This is a genomic window from Lentzea sp. NBRC 105346 (genome assembly GCF_030269605.1).
GTDB lineage: Bacteria > Actinomycetota > Actinomycetes > Mycobacteriales > Pseudonocardiaceae > Lentzea.
In genome coordinates this window covers 457,588-481,744 of the sequence record NZ_BSTQ01000002.1, presented here as the reverse complement: position 1 = coordinate 481,744, position 24,157 = coordinate 457,588, and the positions used below count along the sequence as shown (strand labels likewise).

The following is a 24,157-nucleotide window of genomic DNA, read 5'->3' as shown; positions in this document are numbered from 1 at the left end:
GGTTCAGGACAGGACGTTGCCGTCGCCCGCGCGCAGCGACCGGGTGCGGCGCGGGTCCAGGTGCACGAAAGTGCGCTGCAGCCAGCGGTCCTGGCCGTCGTACCGCGGGCGGAACGCGGTGCGCCCGTGCATGGCGAGCCGATTGTCCACAATGGCCAGATCGCCGGAGCGCAGGATGAACGTGCGCGTCACCTGGTCGAACGCGTGGCCGAGCTCGTCGAGCGCGGCGGCCGCCTCGACGTCCAGCGGGTCGGTGGCGTGGAAGTCGACGACGACGTCCGGGTCCTCCAGGTCGCCCAGCAGGATCGGCTGCGGCTCGGCCGCGGGCACCGAGTTGCCGAACGAGGGCGGCGCGTTGGTGACGAACCGCGGCTGCGACAGCACGGCGCGGGCGTGGCCGGACAGCAGCGGCAGCGCGCGGCGGATGCTCGACGTGCGCAGGCCCGCGATGTCGTCGTGGTCGTTGCGCAGGCACAGCAGCGCCACGTAGTCCGGGCGGTGCTGGTGGAAAGCGTTCTCCACGTGCATCTTCAGCGCGACCGAGCCGGCGTTGCCCTGGAAGTCCTCCTGGCCCGGCACCGGTACCACGTTCTGCACCAGCGCGCCGCCCTTCTCCGGGCGGAACGCCGTGACGTCACCGATGTGCACGGTCGTCAGGAACAACGCGGCGGCAGGCGTGGACGGGTGGTGCTCGACCGAACCGGGGTTGCTCGGCGTGGGGGGCAGTGGCCCGAGCGGGAGGTTGCGCACCAGCAGCACGGCCTCCGGCCCCGGCTCGCGGCGGAACCTGCGCAACGCGCTGCGCAGCGACAGCGGCAGCCGGCACGACAACGCACGCGCCCGGTCGACCCAGTCCGGTGAGTCGATCAGCGCGTGTTTGTCGGCGGTGAGCGCACCGGTGAGCCGGCGGACGTCCCGCTTCTCCTCGTCGGTCAGGGTCACGGTCAACACGTCCGCACCGGTGTCGGTGTGCAGGGGCGTGAAACGGTCGAGCTGCGTGGTCATGACAGGTCCTCTCGGCCGGGCGGGAACTGTGAATCAGCCTGGGGAATCGCCATGGGGTCACACATCACCCATGCGGTCAACTGGGTACTGGGTGTTTCTTTGATAGCTCATGTACCCACGTGGGCGATGTGACCGATGGGCCGCGGCCTGGATTGTTGCTGCTACCCGGCGAGACCGGGTTCCACTCCCCCTGGTGAAAGTGGTGCGACATGAACAACAACCGCAACAACAACCGGAACAACAACGCGAACCTGAACAACAACGTCAACAACAACGTGAACAACAACAACCTGAACCTGAACAACAACGCCTGATCGGTTGAACAGGTATACCCGAGGTGCGGTCATGGTTCGGTGTCGAGCCGGGCGGCCGTTTCGGCCGGACGACACCGAACCATCCGCCCTCGGGCGACCACACTCTTTGCCATACCAGGTATATCCCCGTTGCTCGCTGGCAAGCCCCATTACATAGTCTCGGTAGTGCTTGTCTCAGCAGGTAATTCCCGGTTTTGCCGACAGTTGGAGGCGGGGTCAGTCATGCGGAATGCCACTCTCGGCCGTGATCGCCTCACCCTGTGCCCGCCCGCGGCCACCGGGGACCTCGCCACGCGCCTGATCGACGGCGCCGAGGTGGGGGTCGACGACGAGACGCTGCTCGCGTCCGCCTACACGGTGGCCGCGCTGGAATGGGCCGAGGAGCCGCCCGCCGAACCGGTGCCGGCGCTCTTCGACGACGAGGACGCGCTGTTCGCCCCCACCCTCGCGGGCGGCGTCGTGCTGCTGCCGGAGAACCCCGACCGCAGGACCTGGACGGCCGGCGAGCTCGCGCGCCGCCTCGACGGCCGCGCCTGGTGCGCGGTCGCGAGTGGACCGCGCGCGCGGATCTCGTCGTCGCACACCGAGGCGGTGGACGTGCTCGCGCTCGTCCGTGCCTCCCGCAGGCCGCCCGGCGTCTACGAACTGGACGACGTGCTGGTCGAGTACGCGGTCGCGCGCAACGACGCGGTGTCCGACCGGCTCGTGTCCCTGATCCGCTCGCTCAAGTCGAGCCCCACCCTCTTCGACACGCTCGCCGTGCTCGTCCGCGTGGACCACAACCGCAACCGCGCGGCCGCCGAGCTGTTCATCCACCGCAGCACCCTCGACTACCGGCTCGGCCGCGTCGAGGAGATCACCGGCTTCCACCCGCTGAGTCGCCGCGGGTCCCAGCTTTTCAGCCTCGCGATGACGATGTTCGCGTTGTCCTGAATGGAGGAACGCAGGTGATGCGAGATTTCCCGGCGGTGGTCGACAGCAGGAACGGGCACGGTGAGGCGTGGACGCGCATCACCGAGACGCTCGGCGAGGTCGTCGATGGCCGAAGTGCCGTGCTGCTCCTGGAAGGTGAGGCCGGCATCGGCCGCACCCGGCTGCTCGCCGACGTGGCGAAGACCGCGGGACAGATGGGCATCGCGGTGTGCGCGGGCCGAGGCGACGAGCTGACGCGGTGGACTCCGCTGGCCCCGCTCGCCGCCGCGCTCGGGCAGACCGTGTGGGCGTCGGGCGACTCACTGCGCCTCGCCACGCAGTTGCTGCAGGCGTTGCACGAACGCGCTTCCGCGGGCCCGTTGATGATCGTGCTGGACGACGTCCAGTGGGTCGACCCGATGACGCTGGCCGCGCTGCGGTCGTTCCCCGCGCAGCTGAGCCCGCGGCCGGTGGTGTGGGTGCTGGCCAGCCGCGACGGCACGGGTGACGCCGCGGCCGCGGGCCGGCTGTTCGACCGGCTCGCCGCGGACGGCGCGCTGCGGATTCGCCTGACTCCGTTGCGGTTGCGCTCGGTGGTGCGGGTCGTCACGGACTTCTTCGGCGCGGCACCCGACACCGACCTGCTCTCGTTGTGCGCCAGCTCGAACGGCAACCCGGCGCTGGTGGCGGCGTTGCTGGAAGGCCTGCGCGAGGAGAACGCCGTGGTGGTGCGCGATGGGCGCGCCGTGCTGGAGCAGCCGCGGCTGCCGCAGCGACTGATCTCGGCCGTGCGCAACCGATTGGACGGCTTCGGCGCGGACACCATCGGCGTACTAGAGGTGGCCGCGATCCTGGGCCGGTCGTTCCGCCTGGCCGACGTGGCCGAGGTGCTGGGCCGCAGCCTCGCCGACGTGCTGCGCGCGATCCGTGAGGTGCTGCGCGCGGGTCTGCTGGACAGCGACGAGCAGGACGACGCCCTGTCGTTCCGGCACGGCCTGGTGTGGCGCGCGGTAGGCGAGCTGGTGGCCCCGTCCGTAGCGGCCCCGCTGCACCGCCAGATCGGCCTGCTGATGATCCGCCGCACGGGCGCGTCCGGCGCGGCCACCGACCACCTGCTGCGCGGCGCCCTACCCGGCGACACGCAGGCGATCGAGGCCTTGGTCGACGCCGCCGAACGCGCCCTGCACGGCGCGCCGCGCACCGCCGCGGACATCTCGGCGAAGGCACTGCGCCTGGCCATGCCCGGCAGCCCCGAGTTCCACGCGCTGACCGGCGTGCGCGCGAACGCGTTGCTACAACTGGGCAAACTCACCGACGTCGAGGAACTGGTGTCCGCCTCACTGGCCTGCCGGGTCCCCGCCGCGGTCGAGGCGAACCTGCGCACGATCCTGGGCGCGGTCCGCGTACTGACCGGCCGTTACGCGAGCGCGGTAGCCGAGATCGAACAAGCACTGGCCGTCCCCGAGGGCGACGCCGGCGTACGCGCGTCCGCCCGAGCCACCATGCTCGCCGCAGCGGCCGCCCGAGGTGACCGCGGCCTGGCGAGCCGCCTGGCCGAACAGGTCCTGGTCGAATACGAAGCAGGGTCCGATGTGGACCGTCCGGATCGCGACGACGAGGTAGCGGTAGCGGTAGCGCGCGTGATGCTGTCGCGGGAACGCTGGGCAGAGGGCGAAATGGCCGAGGCGCTCGAACTGCTACGCGCCGCCACCCGCTGCCCGGCATCGGCATGGTGGAACGTCCCCGCGCCACATCCACGCCTGGTGCTGGCCGCGATGCTGGCCGAGATCGGCGACCTGACCGGCGCCGAGGCGGAGATCGCCGCAGCGGAAACCGAGATCGAACTGACCGAACACCTGGTGCACAGCCTGTCCCTGCACATCGTCCGCGGCTGGGTACGCGTCCGCGCAGGTTCGCTGTCCGAGGCGGAGACCGAGGCCGCCGCCGGTATCGAACTGTCCGACGAGCTGGGCGTAACCTGGTTCCTACCGCTCGCCGCCACCACGCTGGCAACCGCGGCCCTGCGACGCGGCGATCTCGTTGAGGCCCAACAACACCTGGAACGCGGCGACGGCACGGGCCCGGTCTACGCCCACGGCAGGCAGGCGTGGGCCGAACTGCAGATCGCGGCCGCCCAACACTCCCCACGCCACGTACTGTCCATGTTGGACACCACGCACGCCCACCTGCTGGAACGCCCGTCCCAACTCCTACTGCAGCCCTCCGCGGCGGCATGGCTGGTCCGCCTGGCCCTGGAGGACCGCGACGACGAGATCGCCAACCGCGTAGCCTCCCACGCCGAGCTGCTGGCCGAGCGCAACCCCACTCTCGAAACCCTGACCGCCGCGGCCGACCACGTCCGCGGCCTACTGGACCGCGACACGTCGTTGCTGCGCAAGGCGGCTTCGTCTTACGGCGACCCATGGTCGCGCGGCGTGGCGTGGGAGGACCTGGCCCTGGTACACGCCGACGGCCAAGAGGCGGTCGAGGCTTTGGAGTCCGCCATGACGGCGTACGAGGAGGCCGGCTGCTCCCGCGAGGTAGCGCGCGTACGCCGTTTGCTGCGCGAAGCCGGTGTTCGCCGCCGCCACTGGACCTACGCCGACCGCCCCGCAACCGGCTGGGAAAGCCTGACCCCCACCGAACGCGACGTAGTCGAACTGGTAGCCGAGGGCCTGACCAACCGCCAGGTGGCGGCCCGCATGTTCGTATCCCCGCACACCGTGCACGCGCACCTGGGGCGCGTGTTCCGCAAACTGGGCGTCAGCTCGCGAGTCGAGCTGACGGGCCTCCGTCACCGCATCGCTTAGGGGTATTCCTATGTCTCGTGTAGTGGTCACCGGCGTGGGCGCCGTCTCGAGCATCGGCACCGGTGCCGAGTTCCTGACCGGCCTGCGTGAGGGGCGTTGCGGTGCGCGGGACATCACGTGCTTCGACACCACCGGCTTCCCACACGCCCGCATGCACGAGGTACCCGACTTCCCCTACGACCCCGAGCACCCCACCCAGGGCATCGCAACGCAGATGACCGTCGCGGCCGCCCGCCAGGCCGTGACCGACCCCTCGGTGTTCTCCTCCGTTCGCGGCGTGGTCGCCGTCGGCACCACCGATGGCGACGGGCGTGACCTTGACGCGCTGAGTGCCATGGAGTTGGAGAAGGGGCTGCCCAACCTGGATCCCTTGCTGGCCAGGCGGTTCCGGATGAGCCGGATGCCGCTCTCCGTGGCTTCTTCGCTGGGGTTGATGGATGTCGAGCCCCTCGCGTTTCCCAACGTGTGCTCGGCGGGGAACTTCGCCATCGGTGCTGGGCTGGACGCTATTCGGTCCGGGGAGGCTTCGTACGCGTTGGTCGGCGGGGGTGACGCCACTGACCGGCGGCTCTTTTCGGCCATGTACCGCTACGGGGCTCTGTCGCCCACCACCTGTCGGCCGTTCTCGGCTGATCGGACCGGGGTGGTGTTCGCCGAGGGCGCTGCGATGCTGATGCTCGAGTCGCTGGAGTTCGCTCTCGAACGTGGTGCGCCGATTCTGGCCGAGGTGCTCGATTACAACCTGACTTGCGACGGGAACCACCCGACGCGGCCGTTCCAGGAGGTTGTGGCCGAGTGTCTGCGTGGGGCTCTGCACAACGCCGGGGTTGAACCGTCGGAAGTGGACCTCGTGATGGCGCACGGGACTGCCACGAAGGCCAATGACCCCATGGAGTGCGGGGCGCTGGCCGATGTGTTCGGGGACGTGCCGTTGCCGCCCATTACCGGGATCAAGTCCATGATCGGGCACACGGCCGGGGCGGCGGGCGCCCACTCTTGTGTGGCTGGGGTGCTGGCGATCCAGCACGGGTTCATGCCGCCGACGGTTGGTGGGCCTAGGGTGCCGGACCCGGAGTGTCCGGTAGACGTGCCTGCGGTAGCCCGTCCGGCAGATGTCCGCACGGTGCTGGTCAATGCGCTGGGTTTCGGTGGGGCGAACGCAGCGGTAGTGCTCCGCCGCTTCGAACCGGCGCTGGTATGAGCGACCAAAGAAACGCGACCACGCACGGAACCGGCAGCCAGGGTGGCGACCACGCTCCCAGAGTGGGGCGCGTTTGGTGGGCACGTACGGAACGCGATTGGGGCTTGACTTGGGGTGCGGTGTGGTAGCCCTTGTCGGGCCGGCAGATCTTGCATCTGCCGGCGGAGCCGGCCCACCACGCCGCGAGGGGCCCCAAGTCAAGCCCCAATCGCGGCGCCGAAGGCGCCCCCGGAAGAGGCAGCGCCCCACGACACCGGCAGCCGACAAAAGGGCGACCACGCACGGAACCGGCAGCCGAGCGAGCAACCACGTACGGAACCGGCAGCCAAGCGAGCAACCACGTACGGAACCGGCGGCCAAACAGGCGACCACGCACGGAACCGGCAGCCAAGCCAGCAACCACGCACGGAACCGGCAGCCGAGCGAGCGCCACGCACGACCCCGGTAGACACACGAGAGGCCCGCGGCTGGGGCAGCCACGGGCCTCTCCGGACAGGTGGACTAGTTGCGACGTACCGAGATCTGCATGCCCAGCGAGGCCATGTCCCCCAAAAATCCGGGATACGAGATCCGATAAGCGTTGGGATAGCTAAGCCGGGTCTGACCCCGCGCCGCCGACCCCGCCAGCGCCAGAGACATGAGCACCCGGTGGTCGTTGTACGACGACAGGGCGGTACCAGTCAAAGAACGCACTCCACGGACAACAAGCCGATCCCCGGACATCCGCAGATCGCCACCCATCTTGTTGAGCTGCGTCATGGCGACCACCCGGTCGGACTCCTTGAGCCGCACATGCGAGACGTTCTCAAACACAGTCTCCCCACCAGCAAAACAGGCCAAAGTGGACAGCACAGGCAGCATGTCGGGTACGAGCCGGCAGTCCACGACGGCGGGCTGCAGGTCCACGCCGTCGTGGCGCAGACGAACCGCGGACGAAGACGCATCCAGCGGCACGCCCATCCCGCGGACCACCTCCAGGAACGCAGCCTCAGGGTGGTCGGTCAGCGAACCAAGCCCGTGCAGAGTGACATCAGCGGGCCGAATCGCAGATGCGACAATCCCAAACGCCGCCGACCCGAGATCCGGAGGCAGCGTCACAGTACAGGGCACCGCCACCTGCCCAGGCGCCACAGAGAACCGCCGCCAGTCAGGAGAAACGGAGACGGACAACCCGAACTGGCGCATCATCGACACGGTCAGCTCGACGTACGGCCGCTCGTTCAACGGCCCGGAAACCTCGATCACGGTGGGCCCGGTGGCGAACGGCGCGAGCAGGATCAGCCCCGACACCCACTGCGACAACGTGCCGGGGATGCGCACGTGACCACCGGTAGGACGGCCGGGTCGAACGAGAACCGGCAGTCCGTCCCCTTCCAACGAAACCCCAAGCGAACGCAACGCAGTCAACAGGGGCCCAACAGGCCGACGCTGAAAGTACTTCTGACCAGTTACGGCAACCGGCTGGGATGCCAAACAAGCCAACCCCAGCATGAAGTACAGCGTCGTCCCGGAACTCCCCGCGGAGACCGACGACGCGGCAGGAACATAAGTCCCACCGGTCACCGTATAACCGGAGGAGTCCACGGCAACGCGGACACCGAGCTTGCGCAGCAGGCTGATGGTGTAGCGGACGTGCCGCGCGTTGCACACGCCGTTGATCCGGGAGACGCCGGGAGCGAGCGAGGCCAGGATGAGCGCCCGGTGGGCGTGATACTTCGACGGCGGGACAGTGATCTCGCCGGAGAGTGGCTGCCTGCTGCCTTCCAGGTGAAGGTGCATCAGGAAAGAACATCTCCGTCGGCCGGCCGAGCCGGGCGGGTGCGGCGCGGGTCGATGTGGATGGACGTGCGGAGCAGCCAGCGGTCGAACCCGTCATACCGCGGCCGGAACGCGGTCCGCCCGTGCATGGCGAGCCGATTGTCCACAATGGCCAGATCGCCGGACCGCAACACAAAAGTGCGTTCCACCTGGTCGAACGCGTGGCCGAGCTCGTCGATCGCCGCGGCAGCACCCAAGTCCAGGCCCGAGGTGGTGGCGAAGTCGATCTGCACGTCCGGGTCCGACGGGTCGCCCTCGAGGATCGGGCGCGCGCCCGTGACGCTGATGTAGTCGCCGAACGACGCGGGCGGCGTGGTGATGAACCGCGGCTCGAACAGGATGGCGCGCGTCTCGTTGGACAGCAACGGCAGGGCGCGGCGGATGCTCGACGTGCGCAGGCCGGCGACGTCGTCGTGGTCGTTGCGCAGGCACAGCAACGCTACGTAGTCCGGTTTGTAGGAGTGGAAGCCGTTCTCGATGTGCATCTTCAACGTGACCGAACCCGCGTTGCCCTGGAAGTCCTCCTGTCCGGGAACGGGTACCACGTTCTGCACCAGCGCACCGCTCTTCTCCTGACGGAACGCGGTGATGTCGCCGATCTGCATGCACGCCAGCACCAGCGCGGACGCGTACGGGGTCGGGATCCGTTCGACCGAGCCGGGCACCGATGGTGTGCCGGGCAAGGAGTCGATGGGCAGGCCGCGGACGAGCAGGACGCCCTCGGGGCCGGGGCTGCGGCGGAACCGGCGCAGCGCCACTCGCAGGGTGAGGGGAAGCTCGCACGACAGTTCGCGCGCGCGTTCCACCCAGTCCCTGGTGTCGATGCGCGCGTCGGGATCGGCGGTGAGGTCGTCGGTCAGCCGGCGGATCGCGGACCGCTCCTCATCGGTCAGCTGGATCGTGGTCGGCCCGCCGCACGTGGTGTCGAGCGCGGGATTCCGGATTTCGCTCTGGGTGGTCATGTGCGCGTTCCCCTCTATTTCCGCAGAACTGGCAACCAGCCTCTTCAAAACACGTGCGGGTCACATCGCCCATGTGGTCGAGGGGCTTGCGTGAAACACCTAGACGAGCGCTGTGACAAGGGATTTCCTGGATGGGGGTACCCACATGGGTGATGTGACCCCCAGGGTGCGCGAGCGATTGTCCTTTGCGGAAATGCGGCCCGGAAAGGCATTTCAGCGAGGAGACGAATCGCGATGGAACACGCGTTGTCCGTTGGTCAGAACGCGCTCTGGCTGATCCACCGCATGGCACCGGAGACGGCGGCCTACAACGTGGCGTGGCCGATGCGGGTGCGCGGCCCGCTGGACGTGCCCGCGCTGCTGCGCGCGGTGGCCATGACCGTCGAGCGGCACGACATGCTGCGCTCGCTGTTCACCGAGATCGCGGGCGTGCCGGGACGGGTGCTGCAGGACGGTCTGGTGGGCCTGGACGTGCGGGACGCGCGTGGCGCCGACGACGCCCGGCTCACCGAGCTGGTCCAGGCGGAGATCGCGCGGCCGTTCAAGCTCGACATCGACGGCGCCGCCCGGTTCGTGTTGTTCAAAATGACGTCCGAGGACGCGGTGCTCCTCTTTGTGGTGCACCACATCGCGACCGATTTCGCCTCGCTCACGCTGGTGGTCAAGGATCTGCTCGAGGCCTACCGCGCGGTGCGCGAGGCGCGTGACCCGGACTGGGCGCCGCTCGCCCACACCTACGCCGACTTCGTCGCCGCCGAACAGCGGCTGCTCGAATCGCCCAGGGCCGAGGAGATGGCGGCCTACTGGCGGTCCGCCCTGCGCGGCGCCCCGGCCACGCTCGAGCTCGCGTTGGACCACCCACGCCCGGCGCGGCAACGGTTCCAGGGCGCCGGTTACCGGTTCCAACTGCCGCAGGACGTCGTGGACGGCATCTTCCACGCCTCCCGCAAGGCCCGTGTCACGCCCGTGCGGCACATGCTCGGCGTCTTCCAGGCGCTGCTGTACCGCTGCTCCGCGCAGCACGACTTCCTGATCGGCTGCGACTCCCAGTCCAGCATGGGCCTGGCGAACCGCGGCGTGCCCGGCTACTACTCGAACAAGATCGTGCTGCGCGCCCAGTGCACGACCGCGACGACGTTCCGCGACCTGATCACCGACGTCAACACGCAGATGTCCGGCGCGATGGCCAACGTGGACTTCCCGTTCGCCATGCTGCACCGCGCACTCGGCCTCCCCAGCCGCGCCGGCACGCAGGCGCTCGCCCAGGTGAGCGTCAGCATGATCACCGTCGACCCGCGCGACGAGCTGGTGTCGCTCGCGAACCTCGGCGAGGGCCACGAGGTGGCGTTCGACGAGCTGCGGCTGAGCGCACTGGACCTGCCGCAGCAGGTCGGCCAGACCGACCTCGTGCTCGAGGTGGTCCGCAGCCGCGACTCCGTGCGCTGTGTCCTCAAGTACGACACCGACCTCTTCACCGCCGCCTCCATCCAGCGGATGGCGACGCACTACGAGCGGCTGCTCCGCGCGGCCGCCGCCGATCCCGGCCAACGCGTGGCGAGCGTGTCGCTCGTCGACGAGAGCGAACGGGCGCGGCTGCTCGCGTTCGCCACCGGTCGACGCCCAGCAGAAGGAGACCTCTCATGACGTACCTGGTTGTCGTGAACGACGAAGGTCAGCACGCCATCTGGTGGGCCGACCGCGCGCTCCCCGAAGGCTGGCGCGCCACGGGCTTCGAAGGTGCCCGCGAGGACTGCCTCGCCCACATCGCCGAGGTGTGGACGGACATCACGCCGCTCAGCGTCCGCAGGCGGGAGACGGTCTGATGCAACTGCTTCCCGAACTGTTCGCCCGGCAGGCCGCGCTGACACCCGACGCGCTCGCCGTGGCCGACGACCACCAGGAATTGACCTACGCCCAGCTCGACCGGGCTTCCGGCGCGCTGGCCGCGGCACTGCTCGACGGCGGCCACCCCGGCGCCGTCGTCGGCGTCCGGATGACGCGCGGCGTGAACCTCGCCGTCGCCCTGTGGGGCATCTGGAAGGCGGGCGCGGCGTACGTCGCACTCGACCACAACCACCCCGCGGACCGCATCGCCGCGATCATGGCCGAGACCGGCTGCGGACTGGTCGTCGATGACGACACCGTACGCGCGGCCGTCGACCGGTTCGAACCCGTTGCGGGCGTTGAGGTTCAGGCCGACGACCTCGCATACATCCTCTACACGTCCGGCTCGACGGGCCGGCCCAAGGGTGCCGTGCTCAGCCACGGCAACGCCGCCAACCGCATCGTCACGCTGGTGGCCGCGCGCCGGCTGCGGCCCGCGGACCGCTGGCTGCAGAAGAGCGCGCTCAGCTTCGACGCGTCGGTCACGGAACTGTTCTCGCCGCTGATCTGCGGCGCGTCGGTCGTGTTCGCGCCGGACGGCGCCGAGCGCGACGCCCGCATGATGCTCGAAGCCGTGGTGCGGCACCGGGCCACCGTCCTGCAGGTGGTGCCGTCGGTGCTGCGGCTGCTGCTCGCCGAGCCCATGCTGGCCGACTGCACGTCGCTGCGGATCATGTCGTCCGGCGGCGAGCTGCTGCACTACGAACTGCTGCACCAGCTCTGGGCGAAGCTGCCCGAGATCGAGTACTGGAACACCTACGGCCCAACGGAATGCACCGTCGAGCAGACCGAGCTGCTCGTCGGCCGCGACCAGGCCGAGGGCCCGGTGCCGATCGGCGCGCCCATCGAGGGCTGCCACATCCTGGTGCTCGACGAGACCGGCGAGCTCGTCCCGCCCGGCCTGCCCGGCGAGATCTGGGTCGGCGGCTCCCAGGTCGGCCTCGGTTACATCGGCCGGCCCGACCTGACCGCCGAGCGCTACGTGCCGGACCCGTTCGGCCCGCCCGGTTCCCGCATGTACAACACCGGTGACCGGGCCCGTTGGCGCGATGACGGCCTGCTGGAGTGGCTGGGCCGCACGGACGGCCAGATCAAGGTCGCCGGCGTCCGCATGGAGCCCGCGGAGATCGAGTCCGCGCTGCGCGCCCATCCGAACGTCCAGGCATGCGCCGCGCTCGCGGTTCCGAACGGCACTGACAAGCGGCTCGTCGCATACGTGCAGGGCGAGGACCTGAACCCGACCGAGCTGCGCGCGTTCCTGCGCGGACGGCTGCCGGACTACATGATCCCCACGCTGTTCGTGCCGATCGACAAGATCCCGTTGACCACCAACGGCAAGCCGGACCGCAACGCCCTGCTGCTGCTCGACATCGAGGAGCTGACGCCGGTCCGCGAGCACGTGCCGTTGTCGACGCCCGCCGAGCACACGGTCGCCGAGGCCTGGGCGAACCTGCTGGAGCAGGACGAGATCGGCGCCGAGGACGACTTCTTCCAGCTGGGCGGCCACTCGCTGCTGATCACCCGGCTCGCCGAGCGGCTGCGCGAGCGGTTCGGCCGTCGCGTCGAGATCCGCGACCTGTTCGCCGCGACGACCGTCCGTGCGCAGGCCGAACTTATGTCCACTGTGGACGTCAACGACGCACCCATCCCGGAGGCCGTTCCGGTCGACGGCATGCTGCCGCTGTCCTCGGGCCAGAAGCGGCTGTGGTTCCTCGAAAAGCTTCGGGGAGGCGGCCAGGAGTACCTGGTGCCGGTGTTCCTGCCGGTGCCCGACGGCATCCAGCCGCAGACCGTGAAGTGCGTGCTGAGCGAGCTGGCCGAGCGGCACGAGGTGCTGCGCACCCGGTTCGGCGTCCGCGACGGCGAGCCGTTCGCGATCATCGACGAGCCGCGACCGGTCGAGCTGCGGGTCGTCGAAACCGCTGACAACGCGCTGTTCGCCGAGGAGCTCGCCCGCGGGTTCGACCTGGAGAACGGCCCGGTGTGGCGGGCGCTGTTCGTCCGCGACACCAACAGGTTGCTCGTCACGCTGCACCACATCGCGTGCGACGGGCAGTCGATCGCGGTGCTGACCGACGAGTTCCACCGCCTGGTGGCGGGGGAGGAGCTGCCCGAGCTGCCGGTCCGGTATGTGGACCACGCGGCGTGGCAGCACGCGAACCTCGCGCGGCACACCGAGCAGCTCGACCACTGGCGCGACGAGCTCAAGGATCTCGCGCCGATCGACCTGCCGACCGACCGTCCCCGCGCGGCCGAACGCGACTCCGCCGGCGCCGGCCTGACGTTCACGCTGCCGCCCGACCAGGCCGAGAAGCTGCTGGCACAGGGACGGAAGCAGGGCGCGACGCCGTTCATGACCCTGCTGACGGTCTTCAGCACCTTGCTCGGCCGCTACACCAATACGTGGGACTTCGCGGTCGGCACCCCGACCTCGGGCCGCACGCGCCAGGAGGTCGAGCACGTCGTCGGTTTCTTCCTCAACACGCTGGTGCTGCGCAACCGGGTCCGCCCGGACCGCACGTTCGCCGAGGCGCTGGCGGACACGAGGTCGTTGTGCCAGAAGGCGTTCCGCAACTCCGACGTGCCGTTCGAGCGGCTCGTCGAGGAGGTCCAGGCCGACCGCGACCTGTCCCGCACGCCGCTGTTCCAGGTGATCTTCGACCTGCACGAGGGCGACGTCGCCACGTCGAACAACACCGAGGCCGACCTCGAGGCCATGAAGGCGATCTGGAAGACGGCCAAAACCGACCTGACGCTGATCATGCGCAGGCACGACGACGGCAGCCTGCAGGGCATCCTGGAGTTCGCCACCGCGTTGTTCGACGAGGCCACGATCGAGCGGATGGCGGCGAACTTCGTCCGGCTGGCCGGCGAACTGGCGCAGGCCCCGGACGTGCCGGTCGCCATGGTGCCGATGCTCGGCGAAGCCGAGCACGACCTGATCATCCACCGGTTCAACGCCACCGCGGCCCCGCAACCGATCCTGCCGGTGCACCTCACGATCGCCGAACGCGCCTGCGAGCACCCGGACGTCACGGCCCTCGTCTCGGACGGCCGCGTCACCACGTGCGCCGAGTTGGACGCCCGCGCGAACCAGGTGGCGCACGCGCTGCAGTCCCGCGGCGTCGGCGTCGAGTCGGTGGTCGGCGTGCTGCTCGACCGCACCCCGGACCTGGTCGCGACGCTGCTCGGCGTGTGGAAGGCGGGCGCGGCCTACGTGCCGCTCGACCCGTCGTTCCCAGCCGACCGCCTGACGAGTGTGCTGGAGGATTCGGGCGCCCTGCTCCTGGTCACCGACACCGAGCTCGGAAGTCCTTACCCGGTCGAGAAACTGCTCGTCGACACGATCGACCACGCGCCCGCGGATCCGGTGCTGGTCGACGACGGCGACCTGGACCGCCTGGCGTACATCATCTACACGTCGGGTTCGACGGGACGGCCGAAAGGCGTCGCGGTGTCGCACCGCGGCCTGGCGAACTACCTGAGCTGGTCGGTCGGCGCGTACGCCGCGCACGGCACCGGAGGCGCTCCGGTGTTCACGTCGATCGCCTACGACCTGGGCATCCCGAACCTGTTCACGCCGCTGCTCACCGGCCAGCCCGCGCACCTGTTCGGCGTGGACCTGGACCTGACGAAGCTCGGCCCGACGCTGGCCGACGCGGGGCCGTTCGCGTTCATGAAGATGGCGCCCGCGCAGCTGGAACTGGTGCTGCACCAGCTGGCCAACCGGCCGCCCGCGAAACTCGCGGGCCTGGTCAGTGCCGCGGGCGACTGGGTTCCCGCGGCGATGGCCGAGCAATGGCGCGCGGTGAACGGTACGGCCGACACCAAGTTCGTCGGCGAGTACGGCCCGACTGAGATCACCATCGGCAACTCGCTGTTCGACTCGGACCGCCCGTGGGCCAAGGAGTTCCTGTCCATCGGCCGGCCGATCCCGAACACCACGATGTACGTGCTGGACGAGTTCCTGCGGCCGGTGCCGATCGGCGCGACCGGGGAGATCTACATCGGCGGCGCCGGTGTGGCCCGCGGGTACGTCGGCCGGCCCGACCTGACGGCCGAGAAGTTCCTGCCGGATCCTTATGGCGCACCGGGATCCCGCCTCTACCGCACGGGTGACCTGGGCCGGATGACCGCCACGGGCGACGTGGAGTTCCGCGGCCGGGCGGACAACCAGGTCAAGATCCGCGGTTACCGCGTCGAGCTTGGCGAGATCGAGGCCGGACTGCTCGCTCACCCGACCGTGCGCGAAGCCGTTGTGGTCGTTGATGAACAGAGGCTCGTCGCGTACTGCGCGGGGGAGGACCAGGACGTGCGGGCGTTCCTCACCGAACGCATGCCCGCCCACCAGGTCCCCGAAGTGATCGTCTGGCTGGACACGTTGCCGTTGAACGCCAACGGAAAGGTCGACCGCAAGGCGCTCCCGAAGCCGCAGGCACAGGAAGCGATACCAGAGGATCGGCCGCGCAACCCGATCGAGGAGCGCGTGACCGCGATCTGGACGCGGGTGCTGCCTGGCGCGGTCGGCGTGCACGACAACTTCTTCGCCGTGGGCGGTCACTCGCTGGCCGCCGTGAAGCTGGTCTCGCTGATCCGCGAGGAGCTGGGGATCGAGATCGGCGTGCGGACCCTCTTCGACAAACCCACCGTCGCCGGGCTGGCCGGCGTGCTCGAAGACCACATCAGGACAGAACTGGAAAGGCGACGGGCATGACCACCGAGATGTATCGCGACGAGGCACTGCTCAAGTGGCTGGAAGGCGATCGGCCCGAGGCCACCCAGGCGATCGCACCCGCGGACCGCACCAAGCCCCTGCCGTTGTCGTTCGGCCAGCGGCAGCTGTGGTTCCTCAACCGCCTCAACCCGGACAGCGCCGAGTACCTGGTGCCGCTGGTGCTGCGGTTGCGCGGCCCGCTGGACACCGAGGCGCTGCGCCGGGTGTGGTCGGAGATCGTCGCCCGGCACGAGATCCTGCGCACCCGCTACGAGCTGCACGGCACCGAGCCGGTCCAGGTCATCGACGAGCCCGCGGACGTCCAGTGGACCGTGGAGAGCGTCGACGGCGAGGAGCAGGCGCTCGCCCGTGCCGACGAGCTGGCGACCCAGCCGTTCGACCTGGAGCGCGACCACCCGTTGCGGCTCACGCTGCTGCACCTGGGCCGCGAGGACCACCTGCTGGTGGCGGTGTTCCACCACATCGCGTCCGATCAGACCTCGCAGCAGGTGCTGCTGGGCGAGATCGGCCGGCTGTACCAGGCGTTCAGCACCGGCACGACCGCGAGCCTGCCCGAGGTCGAGGTCCAGTACGCCGATTTCGCGTCGTGGCAACAGGGCCGCACCGAGGAGCACGCCCGCCACCTCGGCTACTGGCGCGAGCACCTGGCGGGCACGACCCGGCTGGAGCTGCCGACCGACAAGCCGCGGCCGAGCGTGCGCGGCTGGCGCGGCGCGGCGACGGAGATCCTGATCCCGGCCGACACCGCGCAGTCGGTGCGGGAACTAGCGATGGACCACTCGGCCACGCCGTTCATGGTGCTGGTGACCGCGTTCCAGACGCTGCTGGCGCGCTACACCGGCCAGGACGACATCTCGGTCGGCACGGTCGTCTCCGGCCGCACCGAGCCCAGCCTGCACAGCACACTCGGCTATCTGATCAACAACCTGGTGCTGCGGACACGGGTCGAGGGCTCGTTCCGTGAGCTGTTGAACAACGTGCGCACCACCGTGCTCGACGCGTTCGACCACCAGGACGTGCCGTTCGCGAAGCTCGTGGACGAGCTGCAGCCCGAGCGCGACATGTCGGTCACGCCGCTGTTCCAGGCCGCGATCACGATGCACGACCTGCCGCCCGGCCGGTTCGATGTGGCGGGCCTTGCGATCGAGCACGTCGAGCTGACCTGGCAGGTCGCCAAGGTCGACCTCGCGCTGCGCGTCGCCGAGCTGCCCGACGGCTCGCTGGGCGCGGTGTTCGAGTACGCCACGGACCTTTTCGAGGAGACCACCGTCTCCCGCATGGCCGCGCACTTCGCGCGGTTGCTCGGCCGGATCGCCGCGAACCCGGACACCCCGGTCCGCGAGATCGACTTCCTCCTCGACGACGAACGCGAGCTCCTCACGAAGGGCTCCGGTATCGAGGTTCCCGCCCCGGTCAAGAGCCTGGGCGAGGTGTTCGAGGAGCAGGTCGCCCGCACCCCGGACGCCAAGAGCGTCATCTATAGCGGCGAAGCGTTGTCGTACAACGAACTCAACGCCCGCGCCAACCGCCTCGCGCACCACCTGCGTGCGCTCGGAGCCCGCCCCAACCAGCTCGTCGGTGTCTGCCTCGACCGCGACGGCGACCTGGTGCCCACCCTCGTCGGCGTCACCAAGTCCGGCGCGGGCTACCTGCCGCTCGATCCCGCCTACCCGGCGGACCGGCTGCAGTTCATGATCGAAGACGCACAGGTCCAGATCGTCGTGACGACCTCACGGCACGTGGACGCCGTGCGCGCCATCCACTCCGGCGCCGTCGTGGTGCTGGACACCGACACCGACGCACTGCAGGCACGGCCCGCCGAGAACCCGGCGGCCGTGTCCACTCCGGACGACCTCGCGTACGTGATCTACACGTCCGGGTCGACGGGCAAACCGAAGGGCGTGCAGGTCACCCACCGCAACGTCCAGCGGCTGTTCACCTCCAGCCATCGGCACCTGAAGTTCGATCACACCGACGTGTGGTCGATGTTCCACTCCTACGCCTTCGACGTCTCGGTGTGGGAGCTGTGGGGCGCGTTGCTGCACGGCGGGCAACTCGTCGTCGTGTCGTTCGACGTGTCCCGTTCCCCCGCGGACTTCCTCGCGCTGCTGGCCGACAACGGAGTGACGATCCTCTCCCAGACGCCCTCAGCGTTCCGCGGTCTCGTCACGCTGGCCGAGGCGGGCGACCCCCGCCTCGACCAGCTGACGCTGCGCGCGGTCGTGTTCGCCGGCGAGAAGCTGGAGCTCGCCGACCTCGCGCCGTGGATCAAGAAGTTCGGGCTGAACAACCCGACTCTGGTCAACATGTACGGCATCACGGAAACGACCGTGCACTCGACTTACTACGAGATCGTCGAGGCGGATCTGTTGCCGGGAGCGGGAAACCCGATCGGTTACCCGCTCGACGACCTGCGCATCCACATCCTCGACCAGCACCAGCAGCTCGTGCCGATCGGCGTGCCCGGCGAGATGTACGTCGGCGGACCCGGCGTGACGCTCGGGTACCTCAACCGGCCCGAGCTGACCGAGCAGCGGTTCCTGCCGGACCGCTGGGGTCCTGATGGCGCAACGATGTATCGCAGTGGTGACCTCGCCCGCCGCCTGCCCGACGGCAGCCTGCAGTTCCTCGGCCGGATCGACAAGCAGGTCAAGCTGCGCGGTTTCCGCATCGAGCTGGGCGAGATCAACTCGGCGCTGTCCGAACACGAGGACGTCCTCGAAGCCGTTGTGGTGCTGCGCGAAGACAGCCCCGGCGACAAGAAGCTCGTCGCTTACCTGGTACCAGTCGGTGAGGAAGCCGCCGACCCCGGTGAGCTGCGCGCGTTGCTCGGCCGGACGCTGCCCGAGTACATGATCCCGTCCGCGTTCGTCACGCTGGACCGGATCCCGTTGACGCCCAACGGAAAGCTCGACGAGCGCGCGCTGCCCGCGCCGGACGAGTCGGCGATGCGCGCCAAGGGTGAGATCGTGGCGCCGCGCACCCCGACCGAGGAGAAGCTGGCCGAGGTCTACCGCACGGTGCTCGGTGTCGAGACCGTCGGCGTGCACGACGGGTTCTTCGACCTCGGGGGTGACTCGATCATGGCGGTGACGCTGGTCGGTTCGCTGCGGGAGCACGGCTTCGAGATCGCGGTGCGCGACGTGTTCGAGTACCGCACGATCGAGCGGCTGGCGGAGTTCGTCGACGAGCACGCCGCGCCGACGGTCGAGTTCGTCGGCACCAAGCCGTTCGAGCTGATCTCTCCCGAAGACCGCGCTCTGGTGTCGGAGGGCGCGTACGACGCGTACCCGATGTCGCAGCTGCAGATCATCATGCTGGTGGAGATGGAAGCGACCGACGGCGCCGAGAACCTCTACCACAACGTGAGTTCCTTCGAGATCAAGGACACCCACCCGTTCGACTTCGAGGCCTTCCAGCGGGCCGGCGCGATGCTGGCCGCCCGGCACGAGATCCTGCGCACGTCGCTGCACCTCGACGGGTTCTCCGTGCCGATGCAGCAGGTGCACCGCGAGGCCACGCTCGACATGGGCGTGCAGGACCTGCGCGGCCTTTCCCGGGACGCGGCGATCACCGCGATCCGCGAGTGGAGCACGCAGGAGCGGGCCAACAAGTTCGACGTCGGTAAACCCGGACTGGTGCGGTACTTCGCGCACATCACCGACGACGGCTGGTGGTGCTCGTTCACCGAGTGCCACCCGATCCTCGAGGGCTGGAGCTACCACATGCTGCTGATGCAGCTGCTCACCGCCTACGACGAGGAGAAGCGCGGCCGGACCGCCACGCTGCCCGAGGTACCGGACAACGTGCGGTACGTCGACTTCATCGCCGCCGAGCAGAAGTCGCTGGCCTCGCCCGAGGACCGCGAGTACTTCCGCGCCATCGTCGAGAAGAACGAGCGGTTCGAGCTGCCGCCCACGTGGCAGCAGGCCGGCGAGCCCGAGCGCTACCGCCACGACACGTCGTGCCGCGACATCATGGACGAGCTCAAGGACGTCGCCCGCCGCGCCGATGTGTCGCTCAAGGCCGTGATCCACGCCGCGTACCTCAAGACGATGAGCATGCTCACCGACGCCGTGGGCTTCTACACCGGCCTGGTCTGCGACACGCGGCCCGAGGTGCTGGGCGCGGACAAGGTGCCCGGCATGTACCTCAACACGTTGCCGTTCGCCCACGACCGGTCCGCGAAGACGTGGCGCGAGCTGCTCAAGCGGACGTTCGACCAGCACGTCGAGCTGTGGCCGCACCGCCGGTTCCCGCTCGCCGAGGTGCACCGCGACGCCGGCGCGACGAACCGCCTGATCGACACGTTCTTCATCTATCTCGACTTCCATGTCGTGGACGGTGACATGGTCGAGACTGACACGGTCCTCGACGACAGCCCCAACGAGTTCGCGCTCACCGTCAACTTCATGCGCGACACGTTGTTGTTGCACACCAACACCTCCGTGCTCAGCCGGGAGAACGGCGCGCGCCTGATGGCGATGTACCGCGGCGTGCTGGAGGCGATGATCGCGGACCTGGACGGCGACGCCCACGCGGTGTTCCTCAGCCCCGAGGAGCGCCGGCGGGTGCTGGAGGACTGGAACCGGACCGACGCGCCGCTGAGCGCCGAGGGCGTCGTCGAGCGCATGCGGGTCACGGCGACGCTGACGCCGGACACCCCGGCCGTGGCGGACGACCACGAGCAGCTCACCTACGGCCAGCTCGCCGGTCGCGCCAGCGCCGTGTCGGCGAAGCTGCTGCACCTGCCGGTCGGCTCGGTCGTGCCGATCCTGGACGACCCCGGCGCCGCGTTCATCACCGCGGTGCTCGGAGTCCAGGGCGCGGGCTGCGCCTACATCCCGCTGGACACCGCGGCTCCGGTGGCGCGCACGGCGAAGCTGTTGTCCGACAGCGGCGCCCGGACGTTGCTGGTCGGCCCCGCCCACTTCTCGCATGCGTCGGAAGCCGTTGCGGGGCTTGACGTCGATGTGATCGTTTTGGATGGGACCGAGGCTCCGTGGTCACCGTTGCGCGGTGGTGAGCGCGACCTCGCCTACGTGATCTACACGTCCGGCTCGACGGGCACGCCCAAGGGCGCCATGGTGCACCGCCGCGGCATGGTCAACCACCTGCTCGCCAAGGTGGAGGATCTGCGGCTGACCGACCGGGACATCCTGGTGCAGAACGCGCCGCTGACGTTCGACGTGTCGGTGTGGCAGATGCTCGCGCCGCTCGTCAGCGGGGGACAGGTGCGGGTGGTCTCCAAGGAAACGGCTCAGGATCCGGGCGCGCTGTTCGGGGTCGCGGTCGACGAGGGCGTGACCGTGCTGGAGGTCGTGCCGTCGTTGCTGCGGGCCGCGCTGGACGACTGGGACGCGGGCGGCCAGGTACCGGACCTCGCCCGGTTGCGCTGGCTCGTGGTGACCGGTGAGGCGCTGCCGCCGGACCTGTGTGTGCGCTGGTTCCAGCGGTTCCCGCACGTGCCGCTGGTCAACGCCTACGGCCCGACCGAGTGCTCCGACGACGTCACGCACGCCGTCCTGCGGGCCGCCGATGACTTCGACGCCCCGCTCGTCCCGATCGGCCGCGCGGTGCGCAACACCAAGCTGTACGTGCTGGACCCGTTGCGGCAGCCGACCGCGATCGGCATCCCCGGCGAGCTCTACGTCGCCGGTGTCGGCGTCGGTCTCGGTTACCTCAACGACCCGGCGAAGACGGAGCAGGCGTTCGTGCCCGACCCGTTCGGTGGCGGGATCATGTACCGCACCGGCGACCGCGTGCGGCACCGTGCCGACGGTCAGCTGGAGTTCCTCGGCCGCCGCGACAGCCAGGTCAAGATCCGTGGCCAGCGCGTCGAACTGGGCGAGGTCGAGTCCGCGCTGCAGGCGCTGCCCGGAGTGACGGACGCGGCCGCCAAGATCGACGCCAAGCGGCTCGTCGGCTACGTGGTCGGTGAGGTGGACGTCGCCGAGCTGCGCCGGCTGCTGATCACCCAGCTGCCCGAGCACCTCGTGCCGTCCGCGCTGGTGGTCATGCCCGAGCTGCCGCTCACGCCGAACGGCAAGGTCGACCGCAAGGCGCTGCCGTCGCCGGACCGCACGGCGCTCGCCGGTGGCGCGATGGTCGCCCCGCGCAACGCCACCGAGGCCGCGCTGGCCGAGGTGTGGCGCCAGGTGCTGGGCCTCGACGAAATCGGTGTCGACGACGACTTCTTCTCCGTCGGCGGTGACTCGATCCGCACGCTGACCCTGCAGTCCGCGATGCGCGCGGCGGGCTTCCCGCTGTCGGTGCGCGACGTGTTCGCGTGCCGCACCATCGCCGGCCTGGCCCAGCGACTGTCCGAAAAGGACAGCGGTGACGACGACCGAGCCCTGGTGTGGTTCCGCAAGAAGGCCACCGGGCCCGTGCTGTTCTGCGCGCACACGCAGGGCGGCGGCGCGCACTGGTACCTGCCGATGACCGAGGGCATGCGGGACGTCAGCTCGGTGGCCGCGTTCGAGGCGCCGGACTCGGTCGGCACCTCCGACGTGGACCTGGCGGCGCTGGCTTCCCAGTACGTCCGCGAGATGCCGACCGACCGGCCGTTCTACCTGCTCGGCTGGTCCTCCGGCGCCACCCTGGCGTGGGAGATGTCGTTGCAGCTGGCGGACCACGGCACGCCGGCCACCGGCCTGGTGCTGATCGACCCGACGTGCGACCCGTCCGCTTCGTCCGCCGACGTGATCACCACGGACGTGATCTCCGAGCGGCTGGCGGAGCTGCTGCGGGCGGGCAAGGGGCTCGACGACCCGGAGATCGTGGAGCTGCTCACCAGCGTCAACGCGCTGGAGCACGCCAAGGACCGCGACACCGTCCTGCTGCAGGTCGACCGCATGCGCGCGTTGACCAGGGCGATGTACACCTACCGGTACTCCAGGGGCAGCACCCCGGTCCGGCTCGTCGTCACCGACGACGTGGTGGAGGAGAGCCACGGCGTGCTGCGCAACCGGTCCTATCAGGACTACGTGGCCCGGTTCACCGAGCTGTCGCCGCGGGGCCTGACGCTGCACCGGGTGTCCGGTGACCACTACGACATCCTGCGCCCGGAGCGGGGTGCGGAACTGGCCGCGCTGCTCGCCGAGTTCATGGGTGTCGACCGATGACGGCGCGCTATGAAGGGAGCTTTCCAAGCGCTGGGCGCTTGCAAAGCTCCCCCCATGGCAACTTCGGGGAGGCGGGACAGTGACCACGCTCGCCGAGCGGCCGACGGACTCGTTGCGCGGCAACCGGGACTTCACGTGGTTGTGGACCGGCACCGGCCTGTCTTTCCTCGCGTCCCAGGTGAGCGCCTACGCGTATCCATTGATCGTGCTGTGGACGACGGGGTCGGCCTCGGCCGCCGGCCTCGTCGCCTTCGCCGCGCAGCTGCCGTACGTGGTGTCGCAGCTGCCGGCGGGGCTGGTGGTGGACCGGCTCGACCGCCGCCATCTGATGGTGTTCTGCGACATCGGGCGCGCGACGGTGATCGCGACCATCCCGATCCTGTGGATCGTCGGGGCGATCTCGCCGTGGTACCTGGCGGCGGCGGGTTTCGTGGAGGGCACGCTCACCGTCCTCTACCGCATCGCCGAACGGGCCGCGCTGCCCAGCGTGGTGACCAAGGCGCAGCTGCCGGCCGCGATCGGGCGCAACGAGGCCCGGGAACGGGCGGCGGGGCTGCTCGGCCAGCCCACCGCGGGTGTGCTGGCGGCGCTGACGAACTGGGCGCCGTTCCTGTTCACCGCGGTGGCGCACCTCGTCTCGCTCGGCACGCTGCTGATGATCAAGAGCGACATGCGCGCGTCGCGGTCCACTAAGGACAGTCACCCGTGGCGGGACGTGTGCGAAGGCTTCGCGTGGATGTGGCGGCGGCCGTTCGTGCGGACGGCGGTGGGGCTGATCGCGGTCAGCAACCTGCTGTTCCAGGTGATGATGCTGCTGATCCTCGTGCTGGTGCGGGACGGCGGTGGCTCGACGGCGTCCGCCGCCGTCGTGTCCGCCGTCGCCGGCGCCGGTGGCGTGCTCGGTGCGGTGAACGGGCCGAGGTTCGCGAAGCGGATGAGCCTGGCCACCGCGGTGATCGGCGCGAACGCCCTGTTCACCGTGCTGGTCGCGATGGTGGCGTTCGTGCGGCACCCGGTTGGGCTCGGCGTCGTGTTCGCGGCGACCGCGTTCGTCGGCGCGGTGTGGACGGTGGCGATCACGGCGCACCTCTACGAGATCGTGCCGGGCGAGATGATGGGCCGGGTCGCGAGCATCGCGACGTTGATGGCCTACGGGCCCATCGCGTTCGGCTCACTGCTGGGCGGTTTCGTGATCGAGGAACTCGGCGCGACGGGGACGGTCTGGGTGTGCGCGGGCGTCATGGCCGTGCTCACCGCGCTGGCCGCGCTCAGTCCGTCGGTTCGCAATACCGGTTCCTAGGGATTTCCCGAGTCGCTTCCGCGTCGTGCGGATAGTTGTGGAAGTCACGTTCCAATAGATTTATTCCCGCAACAGGGGTTCTGGTCCGG

The 24,157-nt window shown here is 69.6% G+C and carries 11 protein-coding genes; 8 read left to right on the top strand and 3 right to left on the bottom strand.

Annotation, left to right across the window (positions count from 1 at the left end; genetic code table 11):
- Positions 1-3: 3 nt before the first annotated feature.
- Positions 4-1,005, bottom strand: a complete 1,002-nt coding sequence (locus tag QSK35_RS06330; RefSeq protein WP_285743169.1) for a TauD/TfdA family dioxygenase — start codon at positions 1,003-1,005, stop codon at positions 4-6.
- 536 nt (positions 1,006-1,541) lie between these two features.
- On the opposite strand from QSK35_RS06330, the gene QSK35_RS06325 reads away from it, so the two are divergent.
- The 3 genes from QSK35_RS06325 to QSK35_RS06315 are packed head-to-tail and all read left to right on the top strand — an operon-like array spanning position 1,542 to position 6,242.
- Positions 1,542-2,252, top strand: a complete 711-nt coding sequence (locus QSK35_RS06325) for a PucR family transcriptional regulator (RefSeq protein WP_285743167.1) — start codon at positions 1,542-1,544, stop codon at positions 2,250-2,252.
- A gap of 17 nt (positions 2,253-2,269) precedes the next feature.
- Positions 2,270-5,041, top strand: coding sequence for a helix-turn-helix transcriptional regulator (locus QSK35_RS06320; RefSeq protein ID WP_285743605.1), 2,772 nt, complete (start codon positions 2,270-2,272; stop codon positions 5,039-5,041).
- A gap of 10 nt (positions 5,042-5,051) precedes the next feature.
- A complete protein-coding gene (locus QSK35_RS06315) occupies positions 5,052-6,242 on the top strand; it encodes a beta-ketoacyl-[acyl-carrier-protein] synthase family protein (RefSeq protein WP_285743165.1) in 1,191 nt (396 codons plus the stop codon).
- 501 nt (positions 6,243-6,743) lie between these two features.
- On the opposite strand, the gene aroA is transcribed toward QSK35_RS06315, so the two are convergent.
- Positions 6,744-8,021 (bottom strand): 3-phosphoshikimate 1-carboxyvinyltransferase, encoded by a 1,278-nt coding sequence (aroA, locus tag QSK35_RS06310; RefSeq protein ID WP_285743162.1) that lies wholly within the window; start codon positions 8,019-8,021, stop codon positions 6,744-6,746.
- Positions 8,021-9,022, bottom strand: coding sequence for a TauD/TfdA family dioxygenase (locus tag QSK35_RS06305; protein ID WP_285743161.1), 1,002 nt, complete (start codon positions 9,020-9,022; stop codon positions 8,021-8,023). The genes aroA and QSK35_RS06305 overlap by 1 nt, the downstream gene beginning before the upstream one ends.
- A gap of 234 nt (positions 9,023-9,256) precedes the next feature.
- Between QSK35_RS06305 and QSK35_RS06300 the strand changes: the two genes are divergently transcribed.
- From QSK35_RS06300 to QSK35_RS06280, 5 genes are all read left to right on the top strand, one after another.
- Positions 9,257-10,666 carry a condensation domain-containing protein gene (locus QSK35_RS06300; protein WP_285743158.1) on the top strand — a complete coding sequence of 470 codons (1,410 nt, stop codon included), beginning with the start codon at positions 9,257-9,259 and terminating at the stop codon, positions 10,664-10,666.
- On the top strand, positions 10,663-10,845 hold the full coding sequence (locus QSK35_RS06295) for an MbtH family protein (protein WP_285743156.1): 183 nt from the start codon (positions 10,663-10,665) through the stop codon (positions 10,843-10,845). The genes QSK35_RS06300 and QSK35_RS06295 overlap by 4 nt, the downstream gene beginning before the upstream one ends.
- Positions 10,845-15,620 (top strand): non-ribosomal peptide synthetase, encoded by a 4,776-nt coding sequence (locus QSK35_RS06290; RefSeq protein ID WP_285743154.1) that lies wholly within the window; start codon positions 10,845-10,847, stop codon positions 15,618-15,620. The genes QSK35_RS06295 and QSK35_RS06290 overlap by 1 nt, the downstream gene beginning before the upstream one ends.
- On the top strand, positions 15,617-22,768 hold the full coding sequence (locus QSK35_RS06285) for a non-ribosomal peptide synthetase (RefSeq protein WP_285743153.1): 7,152 nt from the start codon (positions 15,617-15,619) through the stop codon (positions 22,766-22,768). Before QSK35_RS06290 ends, QSK35_RS06285 begins: the two co-directional genes overlap by 4 nt.
- 79 nt (positions 22,769-22,847) lie before the next feature.
- Positions 22,848-24,068, top strand: coding sequence for an MFS transporter (locus QSK35_RS06280; protein ID WP_285743151.1), 1,221 nt, complete (start codon positions 22,848-22,850; stop codon positions 24,066-24,068).
- Positions 24,069-24,157: the final 89 nt, after the last annotated feature.

What these genes read in the sequence shown, in the direction of transcription:
- QSK35_RS06290 (WP_285743154.1), top strand. Translation starts at nt 10,845, where the DNA reads ATGCAACTGCTTCCCGAACTGTTCGCCCGGCAGGCCGCGCTGACACCC.
- QSK35_RS06295 (WP_285743156.1), top strand. Translation starts at nt 10,663, where the DNA reads ATGACGTACCTGGTTGTCGTGAACGACGAAGGTCAGCACGCCATCTGG.
- aroA (WP_285743162.1), bottom strand. Translation starts at nt 8,021, where the DNA reads ATGCACCTTCACCTGGAAGGCAGCAGGCAGCCACTCTCCGGCGAGATC.
- QSK35_RS06315 (WP_285743165.1), top strand. Translation starts at nt 5,052, where the DNA reads ATGTCTCGTGTAGTGGTCACCGGCGTGGGCGCCGTCTCGAGCATCGGC.
- QSK35_RS06330 (WP_285743169.1), bottom strand. Translation starts at nt 1,005, where the DNA reads ATGACCACGCAGCTCGACCGTTTCACGCCCCTGCACACCGACACCGGT.
- QSK35_RS06300 (WP_285743158.1), top strand. Translation starts at nt 9,257, where the DNA reads ATGGAACACGCGTTGTCCGTTGGTCAGAACGCGCTCTGGCTGATCCAC.
- QSK35_RS06320 (WP_285743605.1), top strand. Translation starts at nt 2,270, where the DNA reads ATGCGAGATTTCCCGGCGGTGGTCGACAGCAGGAACGGGCACGGTGAG.
- QSK35_RS06285 (WP_285743153.1), top strand. Translation starts at nt 15,617, where the DNA reads ATGACCACCGAGATGTATCGCGACGAGGCACTGCTCAAGTGGCTGGAA.
- QSK35_RS06325 (WP_285743167.1), top strand. Translation starts at nt 1,542, where the DNA reads ATGCGGAATGCCACTCTCGGCCGTGATCGCCTCACCCTGTGCCCGCCC.
- QSK35_RS06305 (WP_285743161.1), bottom strand. Translation starts at nt 9,022, where the DNA reads ATGACCACCCAGAGCGAAATCCGGAATCCCGCGCTCGACACCACGTGC.